This window comes from Algoriphagus sp. AGSA1, assembly GCF_021390545.1.
In the GTDB taxonomy this organism is placed as follows: Bacteria; Bacteroidota; Bacteroidia; order Cytophagales; family Cyclobacteriaceae; genus Algoriphagus.
On sequence record NZ_JAJUWR010000019.1, the window covers coordinates 90,860 to 108,241 of the forward strand.

Genomic DNA, 17,382 nt, shown 5'->3' on the forward strand with positions numbered 1-17,382 from the left:
ATTATTATTTCACTAGCTTTCTCAGGTAACTACCATATCCACTTTTTCCTAGTTTATCCGCAGCCTGTAGTAGTTTTTCTTCTCCGATGAAGCCGGCCCTATAGGCTATCTCTTCAATACAGCCGATTTTCAGTCCCTGACGCTCTTCTATTACTTCTACAAATTGTGCGGCCTGCAAAAGGGACTGATGGGTTCCGGTATCCAACCATGCTGTCCCTCTGTTAAGAATAGCGACCTGGAGTTCACCCAATTTGAGGTATTCATTGTTAATATCTGTAATTTCCAGTTCCCCTCTTGGGCTTGGCTTGATTTTCTTGGCTATTTCTACCACCCTATTATCATAGAAGTAGAGTCCGGGTACCGCAAAATTGGATTTAGGATTGGCAGGCTTTTCCTCTATAGTTATGGCTTTTTGATCCTTATCAAACTCAACCACTCCATACCGCTCTGGGTCATTCACGTGATAGGCAAATACAACTCCCCCGTTAGTATCGGTATGCTCCTGTAGGGTTTTATGCAGTCCAGATCCGTAGAAAATATTATCCCCCAGTATAAGTGCCACTTTATCCCCACCGATGAATTTCTCCCCGATGATAAATGCCTGGGCCAATCCATCAGGACTAGGCTGTACGGCATATTCAAATGAACATCCTACCTGTGACCCATTACCTAAAAGTCGCTGAAAGGCCTCACTATCCTCTGGGGTAGTAATGATCAAAACCTCAGTGATGCCAGCCATCATCAAAACCGAAAGAGGGTAATAGATCATAGGCTTGTCATACACCGGCATCAGCTGCTTGCTTACAGAAATAGTCAGCGGGTAAAGACGTGTACCGGATCCTCCGGCCAAAATAATTCCCTTCATATGGTACGTTAGTTTAGTTGCTTATAGCTCCACATTATTCCCAAAAATAAATCCATTTTTCATATACTTAGATGCTAAAGTCCACCAATTCGATGCAAAACACTTCATGCAAAGTTGGAGGAAGTGATGAAAATTTGACGTAGATTATGGTTTAAAGCTAATGAAAGAGGAAATATTAAAAAAATAAGTAATGAAAACTCTCTTTGCCGCTATAGGAACCCGGGGAGATATTGAGCCATTTTTAGCGCAGGCAGAGATCTTCGCTGAAGCTGGACACGAAATTATATGTCTTTTCCCAGATCAGTTTAGAGAAAACCTGACCCAACTTGGGTACGAATTCGTCGCTTTTGACAAAGGATTTCTCCAATTATTGGATTTGAATTATTGAACAACGAAAAGTAGGCGCTCTTAGCACCTCTATTCATAATTTGGACACAGACAAATTTGAAAAAGCCTTGGTTGATTTTTGGTCAAATCCTGAAAATGCAAAAAGCCTTACCGCCAAATAAAAACAGAAGCTAAAAAGAAGACAGTACTTCAACTCGTCTTAAACCCGCAAACCTAACATTATGAAGCAAAATTATTTTCTTCAGTTCTTCATGGTACTATTGATTGTCAGTTGTCAGTCAAATCCCGAAATCAGATTTGAATCAGTTGTTTCGGAAGAATATAGACCGGTTTATCATTTCACTCCCGAGTCGGGATGGATGAATGACCCTAACGGGCTGATCTACGTGGATGGAGAATATCATCTTTTTTATCAGCATTATCCTGACAGTACAGTATGGGGGCCTATGCATTGGGGACATGCTGTTTCTACTGATTTGGTGAATTGGGAATCTCTTCCCATCGCTCTGTATCCGGATAGCTTGGGTTATATTTTCTCCGGAAGTGCTGTCTTGGACACAGAAAACAGTTCTGGATTAGGCAAAAAGGGAAGTCCTCCAATGATTGCCGTTTTCACCTATCATGATGCTGAATTGGCAAACACGACCTCAGATATCTTCCAGAATCAGGCAATTGCCTTTTCTTTGGACAAAGGCAGGACTTGGGAAAAATACACAGGTAATCCAGTAGTCCCCAACCCAGGCATCCGGGACTTCCGTGACCCAAAAGTCTCGCAAATCACAAATACTGATGGCTCCAAAACCTGGATCATGACCTTGGCCGTACTCGATCATATAAATTTCTACAGCTCAACGGATCTGAAGAACTGGACGTTGTTGAGTGAATTTGGAAAAAACCAGGGTGCCCATGGAGGAGTATGGGAATGCCCGGATCTACTACCCTTCAAAACTCCTTCTGGTGAGGAAAAATGGGTTCTTTTGGTCAGTATTAATCCTGGGGGGCCTCAAAATGGATCTGCAACCCAGTATTTTATCGGTGACTTCGAAAATGGGCAATTCACGCCCGACGACACCATGATCAGATGGCTGGACTATGGGCCTGATAATTACGCCGGAGTCACCTGGAACAATCTTCCCGCAGAACAAACCAGAACGCTGTTTATAGGCTGGATGAGTAACTGGCTCTATGCAAACGTAGTTCCTACCAAAGTCTGGAGATCAGCAATGACTGTCCCTAGAGAATTAAGTCTGTTTGATGTGGATGGTACCCTGCTGTTAAAATCCGCTCCCGCAACAGAACTGAAGAAACTTAGGTCTGAAGAATATGAAATGAACCAGGAAACTTCCGCATTGCCATCAGAAGCTGTAGAAATCATTTCAGATTTGACTTCAGATTCCTTCTCGATAACCTTTTCAAATGAGCTAGGTGAAACCCTGATACTCTCGAAAGAAAACGGCTTGATAAGTGTAGATCGCAGAAATTCCGGCAAAAATGGCTTTAATCGGGATTTTGCGGCAATTCATTCCGCACCTATGAGTTGGGAGGCAAAAGATATCAGGATCTTTTTAGACGCCTCATCCATAGAACTATTCGTAAATGATGGAGAATTAGTGATAACTTCCATCCTATTTCCGAGCAGCCCCTGGAAAAGTGTGGCTTTTTCAGAGCACCTCAATTCATTGAAAATTTATAATTTGAAAAAATAAGGTTGGTTTGCTATTGACTTCTCATAATATTTTGACATAAATTAGTATAATTAGCCATAAAAAAATGAAAAAACAGTTTTCAATCCTTATGATTTCCCTGAGCTGGGCGCTATGGTTTGTGTCTGTTTTTTCATTTCCGGTCACTATAGATTCATCCGGTAATGACTACTCACATAATTCGGTTTCGAATCTCACCCAGCTTACTAAAATCCAGTTTAATGCTCCACCAGAATTGCTGGAAATCCCGGAATTCAAAGTTGATTGGAGCCTAAATGCCAAACTTAATCCTAATTGGTATTTTGACTTTCTTAGCACTTATCAAGTCTGTTTACCTCCCTCGTTTTTCAAAAAGTCGATTTCGCTTTTCGATATAAAGGACATTTTTATACATTTTTTTTACCCTTGGTAAAATAGAATAGAACCTTTCCTAGCGACCTTAAATCGCACAAAATCTATTCATTTTATCCTTATTCCTATGATATCAATTGATTCTGTCACCCTTACAGTGACATCTTTTGCCATACTTGCTTCTGCATCACCGTTTGTATACTACAGTTACAAACTCAGAAAAATAAGCAGTGAAAACCTTGCGACATTTGAAGAGTTTTCTTCTGCAAATAATGTCATTCCCACCCAGCAGGAGCGTTGGAGAAACCACTATCATTTAGGTTTGGATGACCAATCCAAAAAGCTGATCTACCACCGGTTCGGCAGCTATCCTGAGCAAAGTCTGATTGACTTGGGCGAAGTGGCCAAAGTCAGCATTCAAGAGAAAATCCGCAGGGTACTGGTCGGAAATGAGAAGCGCTATATATTGGACTTTTTGGCATTACAGTTCCATTTCAAGGATGCCTCCCATTCTCCCAAAACAATTGAAATCTATGATGGAGAGCTCTTTACCGATAGGGCAGGCGAACGTGGAATAGCTGAAAAATGGCAAAAAATTCTGGAGAAGCACCTGAAAGATTAAACCTGCTTATGTACTAAAATGGTTTGATCGGTAGCAAAAGGCTCAGTTTGGTAACTGAGTCTTTTTTTTTGCCCCTTACCCTATAACCCAATTGAAAGTTGATTATTTTGTACTGTTATTTGATGTGTCCCCTTGTAACTACGCGTATGGGTTTTGCAGAAACTATGGAAATTCAAATTGATACCTCTCCCTTAGAGGGATTGAGGGATTTCCACCAGTAGTACACGTTATAAATTCTATTACTTGTATTTATTCGGACACACATCTATTACTTTAAAGGTCAAAACACACAAACACCATGTCAGACACCCCTATTCATAAGGAATATACCAATGGAGAAGTTACTATCACCTGGGAGCCCCATAAATGCATCCATTCCAAGAAGTGCGTTTCGGGATTACCCTCAGTCTTTGATTTTGAAAAAAGGCCGTGGGTCAATTCTGAAGGTGCAAGTACAGAAGCAATTGTCAAACAAATAAATACTTGTCCAAGCGGCGCGCTTGGGTATTATTTTGCGGAGCACAAAGAAGAAAAGACAGGAAATGTGAAATCAGAACAGGTGGTGGAGGTAATGCCTAACGGGCCACTGATGGTCTATGGCAACCTCCAAGTCAAACTTCCCAACGATCACATCATAAACCAAAGTAAGGTTTCTGCATTCTGTAGATGTGGTTCCAGCCAAAACAAGCCCTTTTGTGACGGCACACACAAAAAAATAAATTTCCAAGGGTAAAGTCTATTCCCATGCGTAAAGTACTCGTGCTATTCGCACATCCAAAGTTCGAACATTCTGAAGTCAACCAATCTCTGATTCAGGCCATATCAGGTTTGGATAATATAGAGATCAGGGATTTATATGAGTTATACCCAGATTTCAATATATCTATCCAGGCAGAGCAGGAAGCTCTTTTCGAAGCTGAGGTAATCATATGGCAATTCCCAGTCTATTGGTACTCCTGCCCTCCCTTAATGAAACAGTGGATGGATTTAGTATTGGAGTTTTCATGGGCATATGGACCAAGAGGGATATACCTGAAAGGTAAATATGTGCTCAACGCAATCACTACAGGAGGATCGCAGGAAGCATATCACCATGAAGGAAAAAACAGATATGGCATCAATGAATATCTACGTCCTTTTGAGCAGACCGCAAGGTTGTGCCAGATGGAATACCTAACTCCTTTTCATATAGCTGGAACCCACAAAATCACGGATTCCCAACTTGCCCTAAAAACCCAATCTTATAAAAAATTACTCCTCGGACTTCGAGACAGAGAAGATATCTCAACTTTTCAGCATAGTTAACTATTGGTCTCATGAATGGATTTTTGGCAAATGCCATCCTTTATATACTCGCGGCAATTATCTGCGTCCCTATTGCCAAACGACTGGGAATGGGGTCTGTTTTAGGCTATTTGTTTGCCGGTATTCTTATCGGCCCCTATTTGCTGGGATTCATCACAAACGAAGTGGAAGGGCAGGATATCATGCATGCCACTGAGTTCGGAGTGGTAATGATGTTGTTTTTGATAGGACTGGAGCTAGAACCTAAAAACCTATGGAAAATGCGTCAGCTGATTCTCAAAGTAGGCTTAACTCAAGTTCTCCTTACCGCATTGTTCCTACTAGGAATCGGGATTTTTCTAGGTGTACAGTGGCAAATTTCACTGGCTATAGGTTTATCTATGGCATTGTCATCTACTGCTATTGTCTTGCAATCATTAAAGGAAAAAAATGAAATGAATACCCCCACGGGCAAAATGTCTTTTGGGGTTTTACTCATGCAGGATATAGCAGTGATACCTATTCTGGCCTTGTTGCCCCTTTTGGTTTTTGGACAAGGTACGGCAGTGGAGGCTACTTCAGGTATGCATGGATTTATAGATAAGTTGCCGGGATGGGGACAAACCCTGGCACTCGTTGGCGCCATAGGCATAGTGGTGCTTTTAGGACAGTTTGGTTTTGGCCCACTGCTCAACTGGGTGGCTAAAACCAGGTTAAGGGAATTGTTCACTGCCTCAGCTCTATTGATTGTAGTCGCGATAGCATTCCTGATGGAGCTGGTCGGCCTCAGTCCTGCACTGGGATCCTTTTTGGCCGGAGTGATTTTAGCCAATTCTCCCTATAAGCATGCGTTAGAATCTGATTTGGAACCTTTTAAGGGCTTGCTTTTAGGACTGTTTTTCATGGCTGTAGGTTCTACCATCAATTTTAATCTAATCTATACCGACGCCTCAGTAATAATATCTCTCACACTTGGGGTTATCGCTCTAAAAACCATCATTTTACTCCTCATCGGCAAAAGCAAAAATTTACGGATTTCATCCAATCTCAGTTTTGCCATTGGACTTTCCCAGGTAGGCGAGTTTTCTTTCGTGACGTATGCTTTTGCACTTCAATTAGGGATTTTTGACCAAGCACTTTCAGATACCCTCATGGCGGTGACTGCCTTGAGCATGACTATCACCCCTCTCCTATTGGTAATCTTGGACAAATTTGTCCTTCCGGCGATCGATAGGACACATAAGGACATCGAAAAAGAAATGGACAATATAGATGAGCACAACAAAGTAATACTAATTGGGTTTGGTCATTTTGGATCTACTCTGGGCAGATTTTTAAGAGCCAACGGCGTAGAGGCCACTATCTTAGATTCAGATCCAGACCGGGTAGAGTACCTGAGAAAAATGGGATTCAAAGTATATTTCGGTGATGGGACACGTGCAGAGTTACTACATGCTGCCGGAGCAAGTGAGGCTTCTATCCTGATTTCTGCTATTGATAGTACCCCGTACAGTATTAAAATAGTGGAACTGTGTAAAGAGGAATTTCCGCATCTGGATGTAATGATTCGGGCAAAGAACAGATACGATGCATTTGAACTTATGGAAATGGGTGTGAAAAACATCTATAGAGAACATCTGGATACTTCCATTCGTATGGGGGAAGATGTCCTCAAGAAACTGGGATTCCGGGCACATACGGTACATAGGCTGGCCAAACAATTCCGGGCTTATGACGAAGACGCTTTGAAGGTACTTGTAAAATACAAAGACAATCAGGACGAGTACATTTCAAAAAACAAACAGCAAATCGAAATGCAGGAAAACCTTCTCTCCGGCGAGTTGATGCGGAAATTTGCTGTAAATGACCAAACCTGGGATAGTGATTCTATCAAAGAGGCTGAAAAATCTGAAAATAAATCAGAATAAACTTGACTTATTAAACACTGTTTAATTAATTTTGACCATTCAAAAATCATAATGGGTATTACAGATCGCAAAGAACGTGAGAAAGAAGAGCTGAAGGAGACAATACTGAAAGCTGCAAAAAGTTTGTTTTTGGAAAAAGGCGTGGAAAAGACCTCCATGAGAAACATAGCAGATAGAATTGAGTACAGTCCTGGAATAATCTATCATTATTTTAAGGATAAAAACGAGATTTTCCATGCCCTGCATCAAGAAGGGTTTAAAGCATTAAGTGAAAAAATGGAAGTGCTTTCCGTGATCCAGGATCCTTTGGAAAGATTAAAAGCAATGGGTAAAATATACATACGATTTGCCACAGAAAACCCTGATATGTATGATCTTATGTTTATCAAGGAAGCTCCACTCTGTCATGTATTTGATTCAGAAAAGGAAGAATGGGTAGAAGGAGGAGGTGCATTTAATAGACTTCGTATGACTATCAATGAAGCACTAGCCAACGGATACTTCCCTGACCATGAGTCTGAATCCTTGGCCTATATGGTATGGTCCACAGTCCACGGAATGGTTTCTCTAAATATCCGGAAACGTTGTGATGTGATTGAGGCCGCAAGAAGGGAAAATATAGTTAGCGATGGCTTAGATGCTTTCTTTAAACTCTTGGGATAACTCCCATTTTTTTTGTCTTGCAATTAAACAATGTTCATAAAATAGACGATGTATAAAAATGACGATTAAGGCTTATATTTTACTGATCCCACTTTGCCTGTTACTTGGCCATACCGTCCCTGCCCAGGGCATTTTGAAGAAATATATCCAACTAGGGATTGAGAATAACCTGGTTCTGAAGGAGAAGAATATTTCGATTGGGCATAGCCTCCTAGCGCTAAAAGATGCCAAAAGCCATTTCTTGCCAGTGATAGATTTTGGGGCAACCTACAATCTAGCAACAGGTGGACGCACGATTAACTTCCCAGTCGGGGATCTGCTCAACAATGTTTACAGCACTTTGAATGAGCTGACCCAATCCCAGCAATTTCCACAGTTGGAAAACGTCAGCGAAAACTTCCTACCCAACAACTTTTACGATACCAGAATCAGAGTAAGCATGCCACTTATCAATCCGGATCTATCCTATCAAAAAAACATTCGCGAAAAACAGGTACAAGTCTCGGAATACGATCTGGCGATCTACAAAGCCACACTTATCCAGGACATCAAGCTTGCCTATTTCGACTATTGCACTGCACATGCGGCCATAGACGTAATCAAGAGTTCCAAAGAACTTGTTTATCAGAACCTTAGAGACAACCAATCACTTCTCCAAAATGGAAAGGGACTTCATGCAGCTGTATTGCGAGCTGAGAGTGAAGTTGAAAATATAAATGCGCTCCTGATTGAAGCTGAGAATAGAGAGAAGAACGCAAGCTATTATCTTAATTTCCTCCTCAACAGACCATTGGAAACCGAGCTTGTTTTTGAAGAGCAACCACTTGATTGGGAATTGATCAGAAATCTCGCACAGGAAGAAAATCTCTCATTCAGACCTGAACTTTTACAGTTTTCCTCCCTCAATTCTATTCAGGAAACCCAATTGAAATCGAGCAAAAATTATTGGATCCCCAGACTTAATACGTTTGCTGATCTTGGAAGCCAGGCGTTCAATTTTGAGTTTAGCGGTCAAAAGACCGCATATCTTTTCTTTGGGTTGAATCTTTCCATTCCCATATTCCAGGGAAACAGGAATAGAACCCAAATACAGCGTTCCCGGCTTGGATTGGAGAACATTGCAATACAACAAAACCTCACTGAAAACAAGCTAACCCTCGATTTAAAACTTGCAAAAAATCAATTGAAGACAAGTGAAGCCACTTATCGCTCGGCTGAGAAGAAGACCGAATCCTCAAGTACTTACCTCAGGTTAGTCAATCGTGGATTTAAAGAAGGCACCAATTCCCTTATAGAATTTATAGATGCCAGAAATCAACATACACAAGCTGAATTACAAAAAACGATTACTGCTTACGCCCTCCTAAAGGCTCAAGCCACGCTTGAAAGACAACTGCTCGTAGATACATATTAACCATTTAACCATGAAAAGTTTAACAAACCTCTACTCTATCCTTTTGCTGACAGGAATAGCTTTCGGCTGCGGACAAGCAGAGACCACACGTCCCCTGCCCTCCAAAGGAGAAGTAATCCCGGTAAAAGTACAAATCCTCGAAAAAGGCAGCCACTCCAACCCGATTTCCACCAGTGGTAATTTTACCACTAAAAATGAAACCATCCTGTCATTTAAAGTTGGGGGGATCGTTTCCAGAATTTATGTGCAGGAAGGAGAAAAAGTAAAGCAAGGACAGCTGCTTGCGACCTTGAATTTGACCGAGATCCAGTCAGGTTTAAATCAGTCAAAAATAGGACTGGAGAAAGCAAAAAGAGATTTTGAAAGAGTAACTCGACTTTATACGGATAGTGTGGCCACGCTGGAGCAAAAGCAAAATGCCGAAACAGCATTGGAGATAGCGGAGCAACAATTCAAAACGGCGGCATTTAACCTGGAATATTCACAGATCAGAGCAAATCAAAGCGGGTTCGTCTTGGCAAAATTTGCCAATGAAGGGCAGCAAGTCGCTTCCGGAGCGCCGGTTTTGCAGATCAACGGCAACAACGCTAATGCTTGGGTCTTTCGGACCAATGTTAACGATCAAAACTGGTCTTACATCACTCTAGGAGACTCCGCCAGTCTGCGTACAGACACAGAAGAGAGCAGGGGTTTTTCGGGAAAAATTGTTCGTAAGAGCCAAGCCGCTGACCCGGTCACCGGCTCTTTCTGGATAGAGATAGCCCCAGACAATCCAGGGGAGACAAAATTCGCTTCCGGCATGTTTGGCAGAGCTACTGTTTTCCCAAGTAATCAAATAGAGGCCTGGGAAATCCCCTACGAATCTCTTCTCGATGCTCAAGGGGATCAGGGCTATGTCTTTGTATCGAAAGACCAAAAAACGGCTGAAAAAGTATCCGTAAAGTTGGGGAAGATCTCTCCTAAATCAGTCCAGGTAACCGAAGGACTTGCGGGATATCCACATTTGATCATTTCGGGCTCTGCCTATCTCACAGACCAGTCCCAAATCAAAATCCAGAATTAAGATGAAATCGAGCATGACTCAAGAGTCACAATTGGAGGATAATAATGCATGCGAGATTCCACCTGCCTGCCGGCAGGCAGGTGTGGCCTTTAAAAGACAAATTATAAACACATGAAATCGAGCATGTCGAAGGCGACACACAAAGGGATGATTATTCCCCGTGCGAGATTCCATGTGACCATTGAAAAACAATTATAAACACATGAAAATTTCAGATTTTGCCGTTAAAAATTATCAGTTTACACTGATCATTTTCCTGATGGCAATAGCAATCGGCTCGACTACGTTTTTCAATATGCCCCGCAGCGAGGATCCCGTGATAGAGGCTCCACAATTCCCTGTAGTGGTGGTATATCCGGGGGCTAGTCCAGAAGATATGGAGGAGTTGGTAGTAGATCCATTGGAAAAGGTTATTTACGGGCTGGAAGACATTAAAAGGATAAAGACGGAGATACAAGACGGAGTAGCGGTGATCTTCGTGGAATACAATTATAATAAAGATGTCAATGAGAAGTATCAGGAATTGGTACGGGAAGTCAATTCTCTTCGTCCAGAGCTCCCGCAGGATATTTATAGCATAGAGATCAGAAAAGTAAGACCATCCGATGTGAATATCTTACAGCTAGCTATGATCTCAGAAAATGCTTCTAAGGAACAAATGAAACACTACGCCGATAGGCTTCAGGATGTGTTGGAGAAAATCAACGAGTTGAAGAAAGTAGAGATCCATGGGATTCCGGCTCAGATCGTCCGTATCGAACTAAGTTTGGATAAAATCTCAGAAATGAATATCCCTTTAAATGCTATCATTGGAAGTATTCAAAGTGAACTGGCGAATATTCCGGGGGGATCAGTAGAAGCTGGTACCAAGACTTTCAACGTAAAGACAAGTGGAAATTACACCTCCGCATCCGAAGTCGAAGAGACTATCATATTCTCTTACCAAGGCAAAAACATTGCGCTTAAGGATGTGGCGACTGTTCATTATGACTTTGAGGATCAAACTCATCTTACAAGGCTAAATGGCTATCGTTCGCTGTTCATCACTGCTGCGATGAAAGAGGGGAACAATATATCCTCCCTGCAGAAAAAGTATCTTGCTGTATTGGAATCCTTCAGATCTGAACTTCCGGAAAACATCGCTTTGGTGACCGCTTTTGATCAGGCAGATTATGTTAACAGGCGTCTAAGCGGATTGGGGACGGATTTTCTGATCGCCATAGGATTGGTATTTATCACTCTTTTGCCGCTGGGAAACCGGGCATCACTGATTGTAATGATCTCAATCCCGCTTTCCCTTGCCATTGGTCTTGTTCTTCTGAATGCCTTCGGATTCGGTCTCAACCAGCTAAGTATCGTAGGCTTGGTAGTTGCCCTGGGACTTTTAGTAGATGACAGTATTGTGGTAGTGGAAAATATTGAACGATGGATACGCGAAGGCCATTCCAGAATGGATGCTGCACTTTTGGCCACCAAACAGATCTCTGTATCAGTAGTCGGCTGTACTGTTACTTTGATTATAGCTTTTATGCCATTGGTGTTTTTACCCGAAGGTTCCGGTGACTTTATCAGGAGCCTTCCGCTGGCGGTCATTATGAGCGTGCTGGCATCTATGCTGGTATCTCTCACAATTATCCCATTTCTGGCATCCAGGATTCTCAAAGAGCATGGCGGCACCGAAAATCGCATTCTCGCATTTGTGCAAAAGGCCATACATAAAAGCTATGCCCCTATTTTAGAAATGGCCTTGAAGATGCCTGTCCGCACATTAATGATTGCAGGTGGCATTTTCGTGGCCTCACTGGTTCTATTTCCCATTATCGGTTTTAGTCTTTTTCCTCCATCGGAGAAACCACAATTTCTTATCAACATCACCACCCCTTTGCAATCCAATCTCTCAACAACAGATCTGGTTGCAAGAGAAGTGGAAGCTGAACTCAGCCAGATACCGCAATTGATGAATTTCTCCACCAATGTAGGAAAGGGGAATCCCAGGATTTACTATAATGAAATCCCGGAAAACGAGCGAACAGATTATGCACAGATCTTTGTACAGTTGGATCCGGCAACCACTCCTCCCCAAAAGATGGCTTTAATCGAAGAGTTGAAAAGTAAATTCATCGACTATGCAGGCGCAAAAATAGAAGTGAAAAACTTTGAACAGGGACCTCCTGTAACGGCTCCTGTGGAAGTAAGAATTAGCGGGGGCAATCTCGATACGCTCCGTCGCTTGGCCACTCAAGTTGAGGCCATGCTAAAAGACACCGAAGGCACACTCTACATCAACAATCCTATTTCCAATCTTAAAACAGATATTAAGGTAGATATCCAAAAGGATAAAGCGAGACAACTGGGAATAAACATCGCGGATATAGACCGAACAGTGAGATTGGCTATTGCTGGATTGAACTTGGGCTCGTTTACTGACGAATTTGGAGATGAGCGGGATATACTCATCACTAGCCCACGGGCAGCAAAAGCAACCTTGGCAAATTTCGATGGTTTACATATCAATAATCAACAGGGAGCAGGGATCCCCCTTTCCCAGGTAGCTGATCTTAAATTAGAAAGCAGCAACCTCTCCATAGACCATTTCAATAAAATCAGATCAGTCTCTCTATCGGCTTTTGTAGATCCTAACTACTTGAATGATCGTGTCATCAATGAGGTCATCGCCAAAATGGAGGTCATGGATCTACCAGAAGGCTATAGTTATACTATGGGAGGCGAATATGAAACAAGACAAGAATCCTTTGCTGGATTCAATACCGTGATAATTGTCACAGTTTTTCTATTTATCGCCGTATTGATTTTGCTTTTCAAAACGTTTAAGAGCACCATCATCGTACTGTCAGTCATTCCGCTGGGAATGGTCGGGGCACTAGTGGCTCTTTGGGTGACGGGAAACTCTTTATCCTTTGTTGCAATAATCGGTCTGATCGCACTCGCAGGGATAGAAGTGAAAACCTCAATATTATTAGTGGATTTTACAAATCAACTACGCTTGGAAGGAAAAGCACTCAATGAAGCTATTCGCGAGGCGGGAGAAGTACGCTTCTTACCTATCGTGCTTACCACAGTCACCGCAATAGGTGGATTGATCCCGATAGCGATTTCCACAAACCCGCTCATCTCCCCTCTGGCAATAGTGTTGATTGGCGGATTAATAAGCTCCACACTTCTTTCAAGGATTGTCACTCCAGTCATGTACAAACTACTGCCACCAAAAATAGGATCCCAAGCTCAGCAATCCGCAGTACAATAATACCACCGGAGCCTTCCTCACATGAAACCAATGCAGCAGCCCACTATCAAGTCCCAGATAGCACGTATCCCAAAAACCTCAAACTTATCTAGCTGTCAGGTAATTAGTATGTATAATTAACATTCCTATTTATTGTTAATTATAGGTTTTCCTGTAGCGAATCACTGAGTAATAACGTCTTAATCTAGTATTTTGGAACTAAATATTTGTTTTGATGTTTCCACTGACCGTCCGAACACATAATCATCTATTCTTTTTCATTTCAAAAAGCACCTACTATGAACCAACAATTTACACAGCTAAAAAAGGCCATTGAAGTCTTCCACTCCTATGGCATCACGCTGATTGGCCAGCATAAAAACGCTGACTTTATTGAGCAATTGCGCATGGATCCTGTTTTTGTAAACGGTCTTATTTTCGAACTTGAATACCATTTGCAGGTTATTTTCCAGGAGGAAAAACTCGGCACCGTACATACACCTAAGGATTTGATAGTTCTACTCTTCAATATCCCGCAGGAGAATTGACTTGAGTTTTGAAGATTAAACCAGCTAATAAGGGTTGTGTTCTTTATTCGAAAACAACCCTTTTTTTAATACGCAACTTGCTAATCAACTCTATAATAAATAATACCCAATGAACTAGCCAATGGTGGCATGACAGTATGAAGCTCCGAATTCTTATTTCTAAGCTGAAACTCTCTGGTAAGCGTAGTACGGTCGTCTAAACTCAGTTCCTCTTTGTCCAGATAAAACTCATCACTTCCCTGAATGGTGTAAAGTTCTTGTATGGCAACCTCAATTTTTCCATTGGTGATTTGAAAGCTTCCCGTAAAATATTCCCGAAAACCAATTACATCTTCGGTCTCCAAGTCTCTTAAGAAAACTTCTGAATATACTTTTCCATCGGCCTCGAATCTTATAGAAGACACGTAATCATACGGTTGACCTGAAGCTGTATCCTCAATTACATTCCGCCATTGACTTTGAGTCAATACCTCTGGATTGATTTCATTATCGGTATTGCAACCAAAAAGAAGCAATCCAAAAGCAATCAGTGTTGATAGTTTTGCCTTCATGGTAAATATGATTTATGAGAAAGAAATTTGAATTTAAACAAAAGAGAACCAGAATCTTACCCAATACGAAATATAAATTCCAAATGCTACAATCCAAGGCGATTTCAGACAATCCTGAACAGGCGGATTTACCGTAGTATTCCACGCTGGCTAGGAATAACTCCCAATCATTTCCACGATTAAACTGTCAGCTCCAATGATATGGTAAAAAGCACAATATAAACCATTTATGACTTTTGTTTAGAAATAATCTAAATAAAACTTGACAAGTGACTGGAGGCTGTTCTATTTTTACAATTATTTAATATTAGTCTAAATAAAACACCAGCTATGAATAAATGCCTACACCTCATCCTTACCTCATGTTTTTTTCTCATTTTGAACGGCCTATTGGCACAAAGTGGCATCATCAAAGGAAAAGTCTCAAATAGAGATGGAAGTCCGTTGGAATTTGTGAACATCAGTATAAAAAACCATGGTAAGGGGGCAATCACCAATTCCAGAGGGGAGTTCACCATCCAAGATGTGAATCCTGGTACCTACACCCTTTTGGCATCCTATATTGGATACACTGCAGACCCCAAGGAAGTAGCTATACAAGAAGGACAGCTTTTGGAAGTTGATTTTCAACTTTCAGAACTCCAATTAGGACTTCAGACAGTAGAAATAACAGGAAGAAGAGAAGTAGGCTACGACAATAAAGAGACCTTTTCAGCTACCAAAACCGCTTCTTTGATAAAGGATGTCCCGGCCACAATTAATTTTGTGACCAAGGAGCTCATGCTCGACCAGGTAGCATTCACAGTTAACGATGTGGTGAAAAATGTACCGGGAGTCAATCAATTCTCCTTTTACAACGATATATCCATAAGGGGCTTTAGGATCCAGGGACAACGCAATTCTGGAACACTTCTAAACGGCATGAGAACCTTTACAAGCTTTTGGAAGCCCCAATTAGTCCCCCATATTGAACGTGTAGAGATCATCAAGGGGCCAGCTTCGGCACTTTTCGGAAACGCATCTCCCGGTGGATCCATCAACAGGGTAACAAAAAAACCGCTTGCGGAATCTCGAAAATCCATTTCTACCTCTGTGGGAAACTTCAATACGGTAAGGGCACTGGCTGATTTTACCGGTGCTATGACTGACGACAAAAAACTGCTCTACAGGCTCAATCTTGGCTTTGAAAATTCCGATGGGTTCCGAGATTTACAGTTTAGCAGAAACCTGGTGGTCGCTCCCTCCTTCGCATTTTTGCCCACTACCAATACAAGCCTGAATTTTGACATAGTCTATCAGGATTCAAAAGGAAGGCTGGACAGGGGGCAGGCAGCATTCGGAAACAGGGACCTGTACACTACTCCCATCACTACTTCCCTTAGTGCCGTCAATGATTACCTAAATGAAACCACCATCAATACAACGGTTTCGCTTCGCCACAATTTCTCTGAGCGAATCAGTTTTAACGGAACCTACCAATTATCAAGCTATACAGAGGATTTATTGGAACACAGGACCTCCAATCAGTTTGCCGCCCTTGGTGATGGCACATTTGACGAAACAAAGGTGGCCATGCGTGTATTTGAACGCAAGCGTTCCTGGAGCAACAGTGCTTTCAACAACTACATCAATGCGGCATACCAGCTCGGTAAAGTGAAAAACAACATCCTCTTCGGTTACGATTACTTCCGTCAGGAACAACTTCCCGGTGGATCCCAGTTAGAGGCCCGAACCTATCTTCTGAAAAACGGAGGAACAGCCAATAGTTTCAATGTCAACAACAAAGACAACTATATCCTGGATGTTGATGGAAACCCAAAAACAAACGTTACGCACTTTGACCTCACCTCCCCTATTTCAAATGGTATCCAGGATATGAGCAAGTACATCTATAACCAGGTGACGTACAACCAATACTTACAGCAAACGCATGGAATCTATATACAGAACCAATCAGAAATAGGTCCTCTCAAGGTACTATTAGGCCTGCGGCAGGAGTATTTCCAAGATTTACTTGATTACAACAGCCCAAGTGAAGAAGAGGTAAAACAAGATGCATTATTGCCGAGGATTGGATTGGTTTACACCATCACCCCCAATATCAACCTGTATGGTACTTGGGTTCAGGGATATCAGCCACAGGATGCCGCAGGCATTATCAATCCTGATGCGGGAGGACCATTTGATCCCCTCACCAGTGAGATGTTTGAATTTGGATCCAAAACCGAATGGTTCCAGAAAAGGCTCAGCGCGACGATATCACTATATCAAATCATAGAACGGGGCGGCCTTTACAATGCAAACAATCCTGAAAACCCAGAATTGCTGTTACAGCTTGGCGAGGAACAGTCAAAAGGCGTGGAAGTAAACCTTACCGGTAATATACTTCCCAACTGGTCCATAGTAGCGGGATACGCATTCAATGACGCAAAGATCACACAGGCAGACATAGAGGAGGTTATCGACAGACAAAAACCGAATGCCCCCCGCAACTCAGCAAATTTCTGGTCGAAATATATTTTTGACCGAGGTTCATGGGCTGGATTGGGGTTAGGGTTGGGATATAATTATGTTTCAGACCGGTTCGGATCCATTGTGTCTGCTGACGAACCAGATATATTTCCAGCTTACGGGATAATAGACGCCGCCTTGTACTATCAGCTTGACAAGGTGCAGTTCCAAGTCAATGTGAATAACCTTTTCAATAAAACCCATTGGGTAGGAGGTTATGATGTGCTTCGGGCTTTTCCCGGAAGCCCCAGAAGTGTCATGGCTACTGTTTCTTACATCTTTTAACA

The 17,382-nt window shown here is 42.0% G+C and carries 15 protein-coding genes; 13 read left to right on the top strand and 2 right to left on the bottom strand.

Annotation, left to right across the window (positions count from 1 at the left end; translation table 11 throughout):
• Positions 1-4: 4 nt before the first annotated feature.
• Complete coding sequence (gene rfbA / locus LZF95_RS16060; protein WP_233756122.1) at positions 5-865, bottom strand: glucose-1-phosphate thymidylyltransferase RfbA; 861 nt, start codon at positions 863-865, stop codon at positions 5-7.
• A gap of 190 nt (positions 866-1,055) precedes the next feature.
• Between rfbA and LZF95_RS16065 the strand changes: the two genes are divergently transcribed.
• The 12 genes from LZF95_RS16065 (at position 1,056) to LZF95_RS16120 (ending at position 14,033) form a co-directional block, all read left to right on the top strand.
• Entirely contained in the window at positions 1,056-1,253 is a 198-nt protein-coding gene (locus LZF95_RS16065) for a glycosyltransferase (RefSeq protein ID WP_233756123.1), read from the top strand.
• Positions 1,254-1,434: 181 nt separating this feature from the next.
• Positions 1,435-2,919, top strand: a complete 1,485-nt coding sequence (locus LZF95_RS16070) for a glycoside hydrolase family 32 protein (protein ID WP_233756124.1) — start codon at positions 1,435-1,437, stop codon at positions 2,917-2,919.
• A 64-nt stretch (positions 2,920-2,983) separates the two neighbouring features.
• Positions 2,984-3,328, top strand: a complete 345-nt coding sequence (locus LZF95_RS16075) for a hypothetical protein (protein WP_233756125.1) — start codon at positions 2,984-2,986, stop codon at positions 3,326-3,328.
• A 66-nt stretch (positions 3,329-3,394) separates the two neighbouring features.
• A complete protein-coding gene (locus LZF95_RS16080; protein ID WP_233756126.1) occupies positions 3,395-3,889 on the top strand; it encodes a hypothetical protein in 495 nt (164 codons plus the stop codon).
• Positions 3,890-4,187: 298 nt separating this feature from the next.
• The gene (locus tag LZF95_RS16085; RefSeq protein WP_233756127.1) at positions 4,188-4,622 is read left to right on the top strand and encodes a (4Fe-4S)-binding protein; all 435 of its coding nucleotides are present in this window, start codon (positions 4,188-4,190) and stop codon (positions 4,620-4,622) included.
• A gap of 11 nt (positions 4,623-4,633) precedes the next feature.
• Complete coding sequence (locus LZF95_RS16090) at positions 4,634-5,194, top strand: NAD(P)H-dependent oxidoreductase (protein ID WP_233756128.1); 561 nt, start codon at positions 4,634-4,636, stop codon at positions 5,192-5,194.
• 11 nt (positions 5,195-5,205) lie between these two features.
• Positions 5,206-7,101, top strand: a complete 1,896-nt coding sequence (locus LZF95_RS16095) for a monovalent cation:proton antiporter-2 (CPA2) family protein (RefSeq protein WP_233756129.1) — start codon at positions 5,206-5,208, stop codon at positions 7,099-7,101.
• A gap of 51 nt (positions 7,102-7,152) precedes the next feature.
• Entirely contained in the window at positions 7,153-7,764 is a 612-nt protein-coding gene (locus LZF95_RS16100; RefSeq protein ID WP_233756130.1) for a TetR/AcrR family transcriptional regulator, read from the top strand.
• 58 nt (positions 7,765-7,822) lie between these two features.
• Complete coding sequence (locus LZF95_RS16105; RefSeq protein ID WP_233756131.1) at positions 7,823-9,178, top strand: TolC family protein; 1,356 nt, start codon at positions 7,823-7,825, stop codon at positions 9,176-9,178.
• Between the two features lie 10 nt (positions 9,179-9,188).
• Complete coding sequence (locus LZF95_RS16110; RefSeq protein ID WP_233756132.1) at positions 9,189-10,241, top strand: efflux RND transporter periplasmic adaptor subunit; 1,053 nt, start codon at positions 9,189-9,191, stop codon at positions 10,239-10,241.
• Between the two features lie 202 nt (positions 10,242-10,443).
• A complete protein-coding gene (locus LZF95_RS16115; RefSeq protein WP_233756133.1) occupies positions 10,444-13,506 on the top strand; it encodes an efflux RND transporter permease subunit in 3,063 nt (1,020 codons plus the stop codon).
• A 278-nt stretch (positions 13,507-13,784) separates the two neighbouring features.
• On the top strand, positions 13,785-14,033 hold the full coding sequence (locus tag LZF95_RS16120) for an acyl carrier protein (protein WP_233756134.1): 249 nt from the start codon (positions 13,785-13,787) through the stop codon (positions 14,031-14,033).
• An 80-nt stretch (positions 14,034-14,113) separates the two neighbouring features.
• Here LZF95_RS16120 and LZF95_RS16125 read toward each other — a convergent pair whose 3' ends face one another.
• Complete coding sequence (locus tag LZF95_RS16125) at positions 14,114-14,584, bottom strand: hypothetical protein (RefSeq protein ID WP_233756135.1); 471 nt, start codon at positions 14,582-14,584, stop codon at positions 14,114-14,116.
• Between the two features lie 330 nt (positions 14,585-14,914).
• Here LZF95_RS16125 and LZF95_RS16130 point away from each other — a divergent pair, with 330 nt between their 5' ends.
• The gene (locus tag LZF95_RS16130; protein WP_233756136.1) at positions 14,915-17,380 is read left to right on the top strand and encodes a TonB-dependent receptor; all 2,466 of its coding nucleotides are present in this window, start codon (positions 14,915-14,917) and stop codon (positions 17,378-17,380) included.
• Positions 17,381-17,382: the final 2 nt, after the last annotated feature.

What these genes read in the sequence shown, in the direction of transcription:
- rfbA (WP_233756122.1), bottom strand. Translation starts at nt 865, where the DNA reads ATGAAGGGAATTATTTTGGCCGGAGGATCCGGTACACGTCTTTACCCG.
- LZF95_RS16065 (WP_233756123.1), top strand. Translation starts at nt 1,056, where the DNA reads ATGAAAACTCTCTTTGCCGCTATAGGAACCCGGGGAGATATTGAGCCA.
- LZF95_RS16070 (WP_233756124.1), top strand. Translation starts at nt 1,435, where the DNA reads ATGAAGCAAAATTATTTTCTTCAGTTCTTCATGGTACTATTGATTGTC.
- LZF95_RS16075 (WP_233756125.1), top strand. Translation starts at nt 2,984, where the DNA reads ATGAAAAAACAGTTTTCAATCCTTATGATTTCCCTGAGCTGGGCGCTA.
- LZF95_RS16080 (WP_233756126.1), top strand. Translation starts at nt 3,395, where the DNA reads ATGATATCAATTGATTCTGTCACCCTTACAGTGACATCTTTTGCCATA.
- LZF95_RS16085 (WP_233756127.1), top strand. Translation starts at nt 4,188, where the DNA reads ATGTCAGACACCCCTATTCATAAGGAATATACCAATGGAGAAGTTACT.
- LZF95_RS16090 (WP_233756128.1), top strand. Translation starts at nt 4,634, where the DNA reads ATGCGTAAAGTACTCGTGCTATTCGCACATCCAAAGTTCGAACATTCT.
- LZF95_RS16095 (WP_233756129.1), top strand. Translation starts at nt 5,206, where the DNA reads ATGAATGGATTTTTGGCAAATGCCATCCTTTATATACTCGCGGCAATT.
- LZF95_RS16100 (WP_233756130.1), top strand. Translation starts at nt 7,153, where the DNA reads ATGGGTATTACAGATCGCAAAGAACGTGAGAAAGAAGAGCTGAAGGAG.
- LZF95_RS16105 (WP_233756131.1), top strand. Translation starts at nt 7,823, where the DNA reads ATGACGATTAAGGCTTATATTTTACTGATCCCACTTTGCCTGTTACTT.
- LZF95_RS16110 (WP_233756132.1), top strand. Translation starts at nt 9,189, where the DNA reads ATGAAAAGTTTAACAAACCTCTACTCTATCCTTTTGCTGACAGGAATA.
- LZF95_RS16115 (WP_233756133.1), top strand. Translation starts at nt 10,444, where the DNA reads ATGAAAATTTCAGATTTTGCCGTTAAAAATTATCAGTTTACACTGATC.
- LZF95_RS16120 (WP_233756134.1), top strand. Translation starts at nt 13,785, where the DNA reads ATGAACCAACAATTTACACAGCTAAAAAAGGCCATTGAAGTCTTCCAC.
- LZF95_RS16125 (WP_233756135.1), bottom strand. Translation starts at nt 14,584, where the DNA reads ATGAAGGCAAAACTATCAACACTGATTGCTTTTGGATTGCTTCTTTTT.
- LZF95_RS16130 (WP_233756136.1), top strand. Translation starts at nt 14,915, where the DNA reads ATGAATAAATGCCTACACCTCATCCTTACCTCATGTTTTTTTCTCATT.